This window comes from Bradyrhizobium sp. AUGA SZCCT0176 (assembly GCF_018130145.1).
GTDB lineage: Bacteria > Pseudomonadota > Alphaproteobacteria > Rhizobiales > Xanthobacteraceae > Bradyrhizobium.
The window spans coordinates 387,294-400,527 of the sequence record NZ_JAFCMB010000002.1 but is presented as its reverse complement, the minus strand read 5'-3'; the positions used below and the strand labels follow the sequence as shown (position 1 = coordinate 400,527).

General features: G+C 62.9%; 15 protein-coding genes. 12 read left to right on the top strand and 3 right to left on the bottom strand.

Translation table 11 applies throughout. The features are described from left to right. Nucleotides 1–33 precede the first annotated feature (33 nt). The 10 genes from JQ600_RS06950 (at nt 34) to JQ600_RS06905 (ending at nt 8,522) form a co-directional block, all read left to right on the top strand. Nucleotides 34–336, top strand: coding sequence for an urease subunit gamma (locus JQ600_RS06950; protein ID WP_192737167.1), 303 nt, complete (start codon nt 34–36; stop codon nt 334–336). Nucleotides 337–464: 128 nt separating this feature from the next. Beyond that, entirely contained in the window at nt 465–770 is a 306-nt protein-coding gene (locus tag JQ600_RS06945; protein ID WP_212206313.1) for an urease subunit beta, read from the top strand. Between the two features lie 11 nt (nt 771–781). After that, nucleotides 782–1,909, top strand: coding sequence for a patatin-like phospholipase family protein (locus JQ600_RS06940; protein ID WP_212390160.1), 1,128 nt, complete (start codon nt 782–784; stop codon nt 1,907–1,909). Between the two features lie 13 nt (nt 1,910–1,922). Further along, nucleotides 1,923–3,635, top strand: a complete 1,713-nt coding sequence (gene ureC / locus JQ600_RS06935) for an urease subunit alpha (protein WP_212390161.1) — start codon at nt 1,923–1,925, stop codon at nt 3,633–3,635. A gap of 50 nt (nt 3,636–3,685) precedes the next feature. After that, entirely contained in the window at nt 3,686–3,985 is a 300-nt protein-coding gene (locus JQ600_RS06930; protein WP_192737171.1) for a putative quinol monooxygenase, read from the top strand. Nucleotides 3,986–4,010: 25 nt separating this feature from the next. Continuing rightward, entirely contained in the window at nt 4,011–4,310 is a 300-nt protein-coding gene (locus JQ600_RS06925; RefSeq protein ID WP_212390162.1) for a putative quinol monooxygenase, read from the top strand. A 4-nt stretch (nt 4,311–4,314) separates the two neighbouring features. Next, on the top strand, nt 4,315–4,899 hold the full coding sequence (gene ureE / locus JQ600_RS06920) for an urease accessory protein UreE (RefSeq protein WP_212390163.1): 585 nt from the start codon (nt 4,315–4,317) through the stop codon (nt 4,897–4,899). Further along, complete coding sequence (locus tag JQ600_RS06915; RefSeq protein WP_212390169.1) at nt 4,880–5,608, top strand: urease accessory protein UreF; 729 nt, start codon at nt 4,880–4,882, stop codon at nt 5,606–5,608. The genes ureE and JQ600_RS06915 overlap by 20 nt, the downstream gene beginning before the upstream one ends. Nucleotides 5,609–5,847: 239 nt before the next feature. Beyond that, the gene (ureG, locus tag JQ600_RS06910) at nt 5,848–6,486 is read left to right on the top strand and encodes an urease accessory protein UreG (RefSeq protein ID WP_212206340.1); all 639 of its coding nucleotides are present in this window, start codon (nt 5,848–5,850) and stop codon (nt 6,484–6,486) included. Between the two features lie 377 nt (nt 6,487–6,863). Then, nucleotides 6,864–8,522, top strand: coding sequence for an HWE histidine kinase domain-containing protein (locus JQ600_RS06905; protein WP_212267088.1), 1,659 nt, complete (start codon nt 6,864–6,866; stop codon nt 8,520–8,522). Nucleotides 8,523–8,902: 380 nt separating this feature from the next. Here the strand turns inward: JQ600_RS06905 and JQ600_RS06900 are convergent, their stop codons facing one another. Next, entirely contained in the window at nt 8,903–9,448 is a 546-nt protein-coding gene (locus tag JQ600_RS06900) for a sigma-70 family RNA polymerase sigma factor (protein ID WP_211999750.1), read from the bottom strand. Then, the gene (locus tag JQ600_RS06895) at nt 9,448–9,651 is read right to left on the bottom strand and encodes a NepR family anti-sigma factor (protein ID WP_212267284.1); all 204 of its coding nucleotides are present in this window, start codon (nt 9,649–9,651) and stop codon (nt 9,448–9,450) included. The genes JQ600_RS06900 and JQ600_RS06895 overlap by 1 nt, the downstream gene beginning before the upstream one ends. A gap of 283 nt (nt 9,652–9,934) precedes the next feature. On the opposite strand from JQ600_RS06895, the gene JQ600_RS06890 reads away from it, so the two are divergent. After that, on the top strand, nt 9,935–10,741 hold the full coding sequence (locus JQ600_RS06890) for a response regulator (protein WP_192737177.1): 807 nt from the start codon (nt 9,935–9,937) through the stop codon (nt 10,739–10,741). A 223-nt stretch (nt 10,742–10,964) separates the two neighbouring features. Here JQ600_RS06890 and JQ600_RS06885 read toward each other — a convergent pair whose 3' ends face one another. After that, nucleotides 10,965–12,011 carry a low specificity L-threonine aldolase gene (locus JQ600_RS06885; RefSeq protein WP_212390164.1) on the bottom strand — a complete coding sequence of 349 codons (1,047 nt, stop codon included), beginning with the start codon at nt 12,009–12,011 and terminating at the stop codon, nt 10,965–10,967. A 188-nt stretch (nt 12,012–12,199) separates the two neighbouring features. On the opposite strand from JQ600_RS06885, the gene JQ600_RS06880 reads away from it, so the two are divergent. Beyond that, a complete protein-coding gene (locus JQ600_RS06880) occupies nt 12,200–13,153 on the top strand; it encodes a hypothetical protein (protein ID WP_212390165.1) in 954 nt (317 codons plus the stop codon). Nucleotides 13,154–13,234: the final 81 nt, after the last annotated feature.

Below are 13,234 nucleotides of genomic sequence, written 5' to 3'. Positions count from 1 at the left end.
TCTGGCTCAACTATACATCACTCGAGTGCCCGCATGAATCTCTCCCCCCGCGAAAAAGACAAGCTCCTGATCTCGATGGCCGCGATGGTTGCGCGCCGCAGGCTGGAGCGCGGCGTCAAGCTCAACCACCCCGAAGCGATCGCGATCATTTCCGATTTCATCGTCGAGGGCGCGCGTGACGGCCGCACGGTGGCCGACCTGATGCAGGCCGGGGCGCAGGTGATTACGCGGGCGCAGTGCATGGACGGGATTCCCGAGATGATCCACGACATCCAGGTCGAGGCGACGTTTCCGGACGGTACGAAACTCGTCACCGTGCATGAGCCGATACGGTGAAGAGCGTTGTTCATATACGTCATGCCCGGCCTTGTGCCGGGCATCCACGTCTTCCTTGAAGCAAAGTAAGACGTGGATGGCCGGGACAAGCCCGGCCATGACGCGGCAAAGTTGTGAGGTAAACGAAGATGATCCCCGGTGAACGCTTCATCCAGGACGGCGAGATCGAACTCAATGCCGGCCGCAAGACCGTGACGCTGACGGTCGCCAACACCGGCGACCGCCCGATCCAGGTCGGCTCGCACTACCATTTCTTCGAGACCAATCCGGCGCTTAAATTCGACCGCAAGAAAGCCCGCGGCATGCGCCTCGACATCGCGGCCGGCACCGCCGTCCGTTTCGAGCCCGGCCAGACCCGCGACGTGCAGCTGGTGGCGCTCGCCGGCAAGCGTGTTGTTTATGGCTTTCGTGGCGAAGTGCAGGGGAAGCTCTAAGCAAGGCTGCCATGGGACAGGTTGCAAAGGACACGGTCGAAATTGGAGTCGTACTCCAGGGCGGCGGCGCGCTCGGAGCTTACGAGTTTGGCGCGATGATAGCGCTACTCGAATTGATGGATGCCATCGAAGTTCGAGGCAGGACCTTGCGGTTGGTAGCGGTAACCGGAGTATCGATTGGTGCGATCAATGCGGCTTGCGTGGTCGGCGCCAAAGACCGGGCCGACGCGCGCAAGCGCCTGCGTTCGCTGTGGTCCGAGCTGGCGCTGGAGACACCAAAACATTGGTGGGCTGCCGCAGGCCGCAATCTGGCATTGTTCGGTGTACCCGGCTTTTATTCACCTCGCCGGGATATCTGGAATTTCTTCAACTGGACCAACTTCTACGACACCAATCCGATGCTCGGAACGCTGAAGAAGCACGTGGATTTCGATTCGCTGAACAGCAGTCCGACCGCCTTTGTAGTCACCGCGGTCAATTTATCCTCCGGCGAACTGATCCGCTTCCGCAATCATCCACACAAGACGGAAGCAAAGACCGAGATCGGTCCGAGCCATGTACTGGCGAGCGGCAGTCTGCCGCCGGGATTTCCAGCAACCGCGGTCAACGATGCGAGTTTCTGGGACGGCGGTGTTGTCGATAACACGCCGCTCGGCGACGCCATCCATGCGTTTTCCGGATCGGCCGACGTCGATCGTATCCTGATCGTGATGAATCTGTTTCGGAAGAACCGCGCGGCGCCGACAAACATGATCGAGGTCAATGATCGGCTGGCCGAGCTGCGCTACGGCAATCGGCTTCGGCAGGATGGCGTGAACGCGCGCACCATAAACATGCTGCTGCGGATTATCGACGATCTGGCGGCCGCGGTCCCCGAAGGACAGCTCGATCAGAAGCTCAAGGACCGGGTTCTTGATGCGGGACGCTTCAAGGTGCTCGACGAGATCACCGACATCGATCTGACGGACCCCGCACTCATGGCGGAAGCCGGCTTGCCGCTTTCGTCCGAAGAGTCCGGATCCTTCCGCGATTTTTCTGCCGCAGGCATCAAGCGCCGTCATGATATCGGATACAAACTTGCCCAACTGAAGCTGCAAAAATTGTTCGAAGCACACGGCTTGCTGCCGGCTTCCCACTGACCAGGAGTTCTTCATGTCGATCAAGATGCGACGTTCCGTCTATGCCGACATGTTCGGGCCCACCACCGGCGACCGGGTGCGGCTGGCCGATACCGATCTCATCATCGAGGTGGAAAAGGATTTCACCGTCTACGGCGAGGAGGTGAAGTTCGGCGGCGGCAAGGTGATCCGTGACGGCATGGGCCAGTCGCAGGTCACCAACCGGCAGGGCGCGGCGGATACTGTCATCACCAACGCGCTGATTGTCGATCACTGGGGCATCGTCAAAGCCGACGTCGCGATCAAGGAGGGCATGATCGCCGCGATCGGCAAGGCCGGCAATCCCGACATCCAGCCGGGGGTCACCATCGTGATCGGGCCCGGCACCGACATCATCGCGGGCGAGGGCAAGATCCTCACCGCAGGCGGTTTTGACAGCCACATCCATTTCATCTGCCCGCAGCAGATCGAACACGCGCTGATGAGCGGCGTCACCTCGATGCTGGGCGGCGGCACCGGCCCGTCGCACGGCACCTTTGCCACCACCTGCACGCCCGGCCCGTGGCACATGGGGCGGATGATCCAGTCGTTCGACGCCTTCCCGGTCAATCTCGGCATATCCGGCAAGGGCAACGCGGCGCGCCCGGCGGCGCTGGTGGAGATGATCAAGGGCGGCGCTTGTGCGCTCAAGCTGCACGAGGATTGGGGCACCACGCCTGCCGCGATCGACAACTGCCTGTCGGTGGCCGACGATTACGACGTCCAGGTGATGCTGCATTCCGACACGCTGAACGAGTCCGGCTTTGTCGAAGACACGGTGAAGGCCTTCAAGGGCCGCACCATCCACGCCTTCCACACCGAAGGCGCCGGCGGCGGCCACGCGCCGGATATCATAAAAATTGCCGGCCTGAAGAACGTGCTGCCATCCTCGACCAATCCGACGCGGCCGTTCACCCGCAACACCATCGACGAGCATCTCGACATGCTGATGGTGTGCCACCATCTCGACCCGTCGATCGCGGAAGATCTCGCGTTCGCCGAAAGCCGCATCCGGAAAGAAACCATCGCGGCCGAAGACATTCTGCACGATCTCGGCGCGCTCTCGATGATGTCGTCGGACTCGCAGGCCATGGGCCGGCTCGGTGAAGTCATCATCCGCACCTGGCAGACCGCCGACAAGATGAAGAAGCAGCGCGGCTCGCTGCCCGAGGACAAGGGCAACAACGATAATTTCCGCGTCAAGCGCTACATCGCCAAATACACCATCAATCCCGCGATCGCCCATGGCGTGTCGAAGCTGATCGGCTCGGTGGAGAAGGGCAAGATGGCGGATCTGGTGCTGTGGTCGCCGGCGTTCTTCGGCGTCAAGCCGGATTGCATCATCAAGGGCGGCTCGATCGTGGCAGCTCCGATGGGCGATCCCAATGCGTCGATTCCAACGCCGCAGCCCGTGCATTACCGGCCGATGTTCGCGGCCTACGGCAAGGCGCTGACCGCCTCATCCGTCGTGTTCACGTCCAAGGCAGCAATTACAAGCGGGCTTGCGCGCAAGCTCGGCATCGCCAAAAAACTCTATCCGGTCAAGAATACCCGGGATGGTATCTCCAAGAAGAGCATGATCCACAACGGCGCCACCCCCAAGATCGAGGTCGATTCCGAGACCTATGAGGTACGCGCAGACGGCGAGCTTCTGACCTGCGCGCCGGCCGAGGTACTGCCCATGGCGCAGCGCTATTTCATGTACTAGGCTTTCGCCCGGGCGATCAAAGCCAGAACAAAAAGTCCGGGAGAATTCACGTGATTTACGTCGTTGCCACGCTGACCATCAAGCCTGAAACACGCGCCGATTTCATTGCGGCGGCCACCGCCTGCATCATGGAAACTCGGAAGGAGCCGGGCAACATCGCCTATGATCTGCATGAAAGCGTCACCGACCATTCCAAGATGGTGTTCGTGGAGCAGTGGGAGAACATGGAGGCGCTGGGGCCGCACCGGACCGCCGAGCACATGAAAACCTTCGGCCGCGTCGCGGTCAAATGCATGAGCGCGCCACCGAAGATCGAGTACATCACCCCCGAAAAAGTCGAAACCCGCTAATCAAGAAAAACGAGGGAGAAAATCCATGATCTACGTTATCGCCACCACGCCCATGAAGCCGGAAAACAAGGACGACTTCATCAAGGGGCACAAGGCCTGCACCGTTGAAACGCTCAAGGAGAAGGGCTGCCTCTCCTATGACGGCAATGTCAGCGTGAACAATCCCAATCTCTATGTGGTGGTGGAGCGCTGGGAAACCCGCGACGACCTCAATACGCACGGCAAGGCGCCGCATATGAAGGTGTGGCGGGAGTATTCGTCGCAGATGAAGACGGCGCCGACCGTGATCGAGATCATCAGCGACGGCAAGGTGGAGAAGTTTTAACTCCATGATTAGGGCAACACGCGTTCAGGGCCAGCATCGCTGGACGGAAGCCGCCGCCGATACCGTGGTGCTCGATTTCGACGATCGGCACCGGCGGCGGATGGCGATGACGGGCACACGCGGGCTCGAATTCCTGCTCGACCTGGAACACGCGATCGCGCTTCGCGGCGGTGACGCGCTGGTGCTGGAAGACGGTCGCCTGATCGAGGTGGTCGCCGCCCCCGAGCCGCTGATCGAGATCCGCGGCGCCGATCCGCTGCATCTGGTTCGCGTCGCCTGGCATCTCGGCAACCGCCATCTGCCGACCCAGATCATGCCGAAGGGCCTTCGCATTCGCCGGGATCATGTGATCGAGGCGATGGTGAAGGGCCTCGGCGCGCGCATCATCGAGATCGAGGCGCCGTTCGATCCCGAAGGCGGCGCCTATGCGGGCCACGCGCATGCGCCGGAAGCCGCGCATGGGCATGCCGGCCACGACCATTCCTCGCACGGTCACTCACACGATCACGACCACCACCATCATCATGATGAGCATTGCGACCACGATCACCACCACCACGATCATTCCCATGCTCATGACCACAAGTGAGCCCGTCCCGGCTGACGGGATGACGGCAGACGAGGGAGCGGCGCTGTACCGGCTGATGACGTGGCTGTCGCCGGCCTTTCCCGTCGGCGCGTTCTCCTATTCCAGCGGCATCGAATGGGCGGTGGAGGCCGGCGACATCACCGATGCCGCCTCGTTGCGCGAGTGGCTGACGGCGATGCTGGCCGACGGCTCGGGCTTTTGCGACGGCGTGTTTCTGGCGCAGGCGCACCGGGCGGCGACTGCAAACGACAAAGCCGCGCTGCGCGAGATCGCGGAGCTTGCCGCGGCCTTCGTGCCGTCGCGCGAGCGCCAGCTCGAAACCTCGACCCAGGGCCGCGCCTTCATCGACATCGCGCGCGCGGCCTGGACCTGCGACGGCCTCGACGGGCTGGTTTCAGCCTGTGGCGGTGCCACCATCTATCCCGTCGCGGTCGGTCTCGTCAGCGCCGCGCACAAGATTCCCCTGGCGCCGGCGATGCATGCGTTCCTGCATGCGGTGGTCTCGAACTGGATTTCCGCAGGCGCGCGGCTGGTACCATTGGGGCAGACCGACAGCCAGCGCATCCTGGCCGCGCTGGAGCCGGTGGTGGTCGCGACCGCGTCGCGCGCGCTGCAGGCCTCGCTCGACGATCTCGGCAGCGCGACGTTTCGCGCCGATCTCGCCAGCCTCCGGCATGAGACGCAGTATACGAGGCTGTTCCGGTCATGATGTACGACCGCTCTTCGCATCCGTCGTCCCCGCGACCCGTCTCCGCCAAGGCTTCGCCGGGGTTGTGGTATGAGGCTCGCCGAAGCTTTAGCGAAGGCGGCAGGCGGGGACCCATAACCACAAATGTTCGCGGTTATGCCGGGCTGGAGCTCCAGCTTGATACAACAACTGAATTCGGTGGTTATGGGTCCCGGCTCGCGCTTCGCTTGGCCGGGACGACAATTGAGGGAATTTTTTAAATGTCCAAATCTCACGGCCCGCTGCGTGTCGGCGTCGGCGGTCCCGTCGGCTCCGGCAAGACCGCGCTGATGGACCTGCTCTGCAAATCGATGCGCGAGCGTTACGACATCGCCGCGATCACCAACGACATCTACACCAAATGGGACGCCGAGTTCCTGGTGCGCTCGGGCTCGCTGACGGCGGACCGCATCGCCGGCGTCGAGACCGGCGGCTGCCCGCACACCGCGATCCGCGAGGACGCCTCGATGAATCTCGCGGCCGTGGCCGACATGCGCGCCAAATTTCCCAATCTCGATCTGGTGCTGATCGAGTCGGGCGGCGACAATCTGGCCGCCACGTTCTCGCCCGAACTCGCCGATCTCACGATTTACGTCATCGACGTCGCCGCCGGCGACAAGATCCCGTCCAAGGGCGGGCCGGGCATCACCCGCTCGGACCTGCTGGTCATCAACAAGATCGACCTCGCGCCGCATGTCGGCGCGTCCCTGGAAAAGATGGATACCGATGCAAAAAGGATGCGGGGTGAGCGCCCCTTCGTGATGACCAATCTGAAGAAGAGCGAGGGGCTCGAGCGCATCATCGGCTTCATCGAGACCAAGGGCGGCCTGCGCCCGGCGCCGAAGGCCAAGGCAGGTTAGAGGCAGGGTAGCGGCAGGTTAGAGGCGGGTTAACGCCGCCGGATTTGGTTAACGGCCGCGGCCCACGGCCCTGCGTCGGCGCGCCTTCTTAAATCCGCCATCACGGGGCGCGACGGTGGCGGGATGTCGCTTCTTGGATATTGCTGGGATGCCTGGAACCAAATTGGTCCGACTTCATTAGCATCTTCTGGCCCCGCGAAATCAGCGTTAACGGCGGCCACGTGTTGCCCGCTGCCAACCAGTTAGTTGCGTGCTGATGATCGCTCATTCATATTCGCCCGCGATCGGCCGTCGTCCGGTTTCTATTTCTTGCCGCCCCGGCAGACCTCGAATGCTTCCTTCACGTTTACGCCAACACTTCATTCCCGAGTAAGCGAGTGGTCCGGCTGGGTTTCATTATCGGCTTCATCGCGCTGATTGGAGGTCTGCTCTCCGGTCTTGCGGCCTATCGCGTCCATGAACAGGAAGTGACCCTTGACGGCATCGCGCTGGCGCGCGCCATCGACGTCCACGCCAGCCTGGTGCAGGACCGGCTGACCGAACGCGAGCTGCTGGCGCGCGTCGCCTCCGGCCTGTTTCGCGCGCCGTCGGTGCTCAAGGCCAACATGCTGCAGCCGCTGCGCGCGTCGATCTACGCCTTCAAGACCGATTTCGTGGTCGCCAACTGGATCGCGCGGCTCAAGCCGGATGAGCTGGAAGCGGCACGTGCGGTGCTGAAGAGCTCAGGGTTCACCGATCCGACGATTCGCGATTTCGACGACCGGCCGCTGGATATGAAGGCGATCGACAAGCCGATCAACGTGCTGATGGACCTCGAGCCGCGCAGCGCGGATACGCTGAGCTTTCCGGGCCGCGCTTACGACCGCCACTCGATCATCGGGCCGGTGCTGACGCAGGTGATGGAGGGCGGCAAGCCGGTGGCGTCTGACCCGATCCCGCTGTTGCGCAAGGATGGTCCGGTCGGAATCGTGCTCGCCGCGCCGGTCTATCAGGAAGGCTCCAGCGAGGCCGCAGGCTTCGTCACGTTCTCCTACGAACTGGCGACGCTGATGCTGACCAATGACGACCGGTCGCTGTTTGCGGTGGTGCTGAAGGACCCGAGTGACGCCAATGACGAATTCGTCGCCAACGACCAGGGTGCGGTCACATTGCAGCCGGTCAGGCCGGAGGGCCCGGCGCCGTCGATGGTTCGCACCGTGACCTTCGGTGGCCGCGACTGGTCGCTCGGCTATTACGCCAAGACCAACGTGGCCGTGCGGGCGCAGCAGACGGCGGTGATCGTGGCGGCGATCGGGCTGGCGCTGACCGGCATCGTGTGCGGCCTGTTCGGCTATGTCGCCTACAACAATTTGCGGCTCAGCCGCGAGATCCAGGTGCGGATCGGCTTCGAGCGGCGGCTGACGGCCGTGATCGACGAGCTCAACCACCGGGTCAAGAACATCCTCGCGGTGATCCAGTCGATCGTGACGCGAACGCTGCGCCACGGCTCCGACATCGACGTCTCGCGCGAACTTTTGATCGGGCGCATCCATGCGATGTCGAACGTGGTCACGCTGCTGAGCGAGAGCCAGTGGCAGGGCGTCAAGCTGAAGGGGCTGTTCGAGGCGCGCGCGATACCGCATGCCGATCGCATCGCGGTCAACGGCCCGGACATCGCGGTGAGCGCGCGCGCCGCGCAATCGCTGTCGCTGTTGTTCTTCGAACTGGCGTCGCATTCCGACGAGGGCCTGTCGCTGGTCGGCAAGCATCCGCATATCGTCGCGAACTGGGAAATATCGGGCGAGGAGCCGGATACGGTTTTCCATTTCCGCTGGGAGGAGTTCAACACGTCAGCGGCGACCCGGCGCGAGGACAGTGATTTCGGCCTGATCCTGCTCGACCGCGTGGCGCCGGAAGCGCTCGGCGGCACCGCCAAGCGCTTCTTCACCGATGTCAGCTACGTCTATGAGCTGACCGCGCCCATGGTCACCGTCGTCGACATGACCGAACGCGACCGCACCGAACAGCTCTCCGCCCCGGTGCGGCCGGTGAAGTAAGCGCTCCCTTTTGCGTTCGTGTACGCAAGAATTCTCCCCGTCATTGCGAGCGAAGCGAAGCAATCCATCTCGCCGCGGAAAAGCAGAAGTGGATTGCTTCGTCGCCGCGCTCCTCGCAATGACGGTGAATGTTGTCTCGTTCCAACGCGTCATCCGGAACCACTCCCGTCCCCCACGCATTTATTCGTATCAATCAGATGACGGACGGAGACCATCCATGGGACGCTATCTGCTGTTATGGGTGCTCGGCATACCTCTGCCGATTCTCGTGCTGATCTACGCCTTCGGCGGCCTGAATTAGACTGGAAACCCGGAACTTCCCGACAACAAAAAAGGCGGCCCGGTCGGGCCGCCTTTTGCGTCATGCGAACCGATGCATGTCAGCTGTTGCCGCCGATCACCGCGCGCACCGTGTTGTCGGGGCCGAAATCCTCGGCGCCGTCGACATAGAGCAGGGCGGAAAGCTTCGAGCGCGCGCGGTTGACGCGGCTCTTGATGGTGCCGACAGCGCAGCCGCAGATGGCCGCCGCGTCCTCATAGGAGAAGCCGGAGGCGCCGACCAGGATCAACGCTTCGCGCTGGTCTTGCGGCAGTTTGTCGAGCGCGACGCGAAACTCCTCGAACTCCAGATGCGCGTTCTGCGCCGGCTGGGTCTTCAGGGTTTTGGCGTAATTGCCCTCGGCGTCCTCGACCTCGCGCCGCCGCTTGCGATAGTCGGAGCGGAACAGGTTGCGCAGGATCGTGAACAGCCAAGCCGGCAGGTTCGATCCGGGCTGGAACGAATCGATGTTGGCGATCGCGCGCAGCAACGTTTCCTGCACCAGATCGTCCGCACGGTCGCCATTACCACTGAGCGAGATGGCGAACGCGCGCAAGGACGGTACCGACGCCAGGATGTCGTCGCGAAGTGAATCTGTGAGAGGCATTAGCTACCTCCATTGTTTTTGTCAGGTTCGCCGCCGCCCTGAGCGGCGGTCGCCGCCTCGGGCCCGTCGAGCTTCCGGATCAGCTCCGCAAAGCGGTCTGGTACCCCTTGGCGCACCACGTCGTCATACATGGCGCGCAGCTGGTGGCCGATTCTAGACTGGATCTCGGCATTGAGACCGCCCTGCTTCTTTACTTCTTTCATGATGTCATCCACGCTTCCCCGAGTGTTAAGTACCTTGTATTTCAAGACTTTTCCTCGAAATTAGGCCTTGGCCGCCCGCGCTCTTGGTCAAACCTAATGCGATGGGTTCAGAAAAGTTCCGAAATTAGGGAACTGTTTGAAGGAACTTTTTTGCCCCTCAGGCGTATTCCGGGATGACAGGGGAACCGGGTCGCCCCGTTTCAGGATAGGTTACGCCGGACCAGGCGTTCAGGTTCGACCCAGATGTGGCCCGCACAGGGCCTCAGACAAGGATGGAGTGGGGATGTCCCGATCACAGCTCGTTGCTGAACATTTGCCGCTGTTGCGGCGCTACGCCCGCGCGCTGACCGGAAACCAGTCGTCAGGTGACGCTTATGTCGGGGCCATGCTGGAGGCCCTGCTGCAGGATGGCTCGCTGCTCGACGAAAAGCACGGTCCGCGCGCCGGACTGTTCCGGCTGTTCACGCAGATCTGGAATTCAGTCTCGGTCAACGAGAACCCGGATGTTGCGACGCTGGCCCTGCCGTCGGAGCGCCGGCTCTCGAACATCACGCCATTGCCGCGCCAGGCCTTCCTCCTGCTGTCGCTGGAAGGCTTTTCCGAGGAGGAAGTGGGTTACATTCTCGGCACCGACATCGCCGAGACCCGCAAGCTTGCCGACGCCGCCGGCCGCGAGATGGCGGCGGAAATCGCCACCGACGTGCTCATCATCGAGGACGAGACCTTCATCGCGATGGACCTCGAGAGCCTGGTGAAGAATCTCGGCCACAACGTCATCGGCGTCGCGCGCACCCATGCCGATGCGGTCGCGCTGGCCAAGAACAAGAAGCCGGGCCTGATCCTCGCCGACATCCAGCTCGCCGACGGCTCTTCCGGCCTCGATGCGGTCAACGAGCTGTTGAAGGTGTTCGAGGTCCCCGTGGTGTTCATCACCGCCTATCCCGAGCGCTTCCTCACCGGCGAGCGCCCCGAGCCGGCGTTCCTGATCTCAAAACCGTTCCAGCCCGCGATGGTTTCGGCGGTGGCGAGCCAGGCGCTGTTCTTCCAGCGCAACTCCCGCAACCGCGCGCCACGGGCGGCGACGGGTTAGGTAGCAAAGCTATCGCTTGAATCGAAAACGGCGCGCTTCACGGCGCGCCGTTTTTCTTTGCGTCGTCCCGGCTTTCTTTCGTCGTCCCGGCGAAGGCCGGGACCCATACGCCGCGGCCCGAATTGTTGGAAACAAAGATAACGACTAGCGCGCGAGACAATTGTCGCCGGTGGTTATGGGTCCCGGCCTTCGCCGGGACGACAATAATTGTGAGCCGCGCGCCTTAACGACGCGCCCCGCTCACCTCCATGATATCGCGCACCAGCGCATCGACCCGTGCCGGATCGGCGTCCCAGGCGAACATGAAACGCGCGCCGCCGCCGATGAACGTATAAAATTGCCAGCCGCGCTGGCGCAACGCTTCCAGTCGGTCGGCGGAGGCGCGCAGGAAGACCGCATTGGCTTCGACCGGAAACATAGGCTTGAAATCCGGCAAGTCGGCCACCGCGGCGGCGAGCCGCGCGGCGCCGGCGTTGGCGTGCTGCGCATTGCGCAGCCACGCGCCGTCCTGCAGCAGCCCGACCCAGGGGGCCGCGAGGAAGCGCATCTTCGAGGCAAGCTGCCCCGCCTGCTTGCAGCGATAGTCAAAATCCTCGGCCAGACGCGGATCGAAAAACAGGATCGCCTCGCCGACCGCCATGCCGTTCTTGGTGCCGCCGAAACACAGCAGATCGACTCCGGCCTTCCAGGTCATCTCCGCCGGCGAACAGTTCAGCGACGCGCAGGCGTTGGCAAAGCGCGCGCCGTCCATATGAAGGCGCAGGCCGATTTCGCGGCAGGTCGCCGCCAGCGCCCGGATTTCACCCAGCGAATACACCTGGCCGGTCTCGGTCGGCTGCGTGATCGTGACCACGCGCGGTTTCGGGAAATGGATGTCGGATCGGCCGGTGGCCAGAGAGCGCACCTGCTCCGGCGTCAGCTTGCCGTCCTCGCTCGCCGCGATCAGAAGTTTTGAGCCGTTGGAAAAGAATTCCGGCGCGCCGCATTCGTCGGTCTCCACATGCGCCGACGAGGAGCAGATCACGCTGTGATAGGACTGGCACAGCGACGCCAGCGCCAGCGAATTGGCGGCGGTGCCGTTGAAGGCAAAAAACACTTCGGCGTCCGGCTTTTCGAACAACTCCCGGAACGCGTCCGACGCGCGCTGGGTCCAGGGATCGTCGCCATAGGCGGTCGCGTGCCCCTGATTGGCCTCCGCCATCGCCGCCCACGCCTCCGGGCAAATGCCGGCATAATTGTCGCTCGCAAACTGCTGGGGATTGGGGGGCATGGCGGGTCGCTTTCCTGATGTCATGGGCGCCATCGCTAGCATGAGGCCGCAACAGGCGCGAGGTTTGCCCCCCGAAAATCGCCAGAGAAAACAACGACTCGCAGGCGATGAACGCTTTGCACGGCTGGCGCCACTAAGCTCAGGACGGGCACTTGAGCCCAGCCCTCTCAACACCGGAAATCCATCCAATGAAGCGTCGAACGAAAGTTGTTTTGCTGGTCAGCGGCCTGCTGGTTGCGGCGGCCGCTTCCACGGTAGGCGTGCTGACGGTGGCGCTCGCGAAAGTGCTGGATCCCTATGATTATTGCGCGACCGGCTATTCACCGCTGGTCGTCCCGTGCGCCCTTCATTGGTCATCGCGGACCACCACTCAGGGGACTCCGGCAATCCCGTCGAACACGCCGCGCAAATTCCAGGCGAGCTATACCGACAAGACGGCATGGGCCATTGCTGACTGTCCGCAGAATGCCATCGGCAGGCGGCTGCTCTGCAGCGTCAGCTCGGACGCCAAGCCCGCAGAGGCCGCGAGCGACGATCTAGTCTCCGGCTTGCCGCGGCCCAAGCCCTGGGTTGTCACGACGGGCAAGAGTTCACGGTTCATTGACGCGGTTCACGTCGAAACGCCGCTCGATCTCGCAGGCACACTCCGCTTCTATCGCGAGGCACTCGCCAAGCGCGGCTGGACGGAAAATGAAGGCGCGGTCATCGAGCGAGACAAGGCCACGATCACGTTCGCCACCAAGGATGGACCGGCGCAGCTTCGGCTCACCCGCCAGGGCGACAGGACGATCGCCGATTTGTCGCAGCGCAAGCCTGCGGACGCGGATGGCGACATCCTGCCGATGCCAGGGCAAATGCGGCTGCGGCTTGGCAACGGCGCGAAGGAAGCGGCCGTCATCACCGTCAACCAGCAGACCATCAATTTGGCCGCTGGCGCCGGAGAAAGTTTGACTGACGATGCCCATAGCGGACGCAAATCGCCCAATGGTCAGGAAGTCAATCTGCCGCCCGGCAAATACAAGGTCAGCCTCAAGCTCGCGAGCGGCACGGCGCACAACCGGGAGTTCGAGTTCGCTGCCGGCGAGACCTGGGGCCTCGTGGTCGGCAAGGACGGCACCCCGCTCCCTGTGCAGCTTTATTGACGTGGGTGGCTCGGCTCGCGCCGATGTTCCTGAATTTTCAAAAAAAAGCGGGGCGCGACCGGCATCACCACGGTCGCGCCC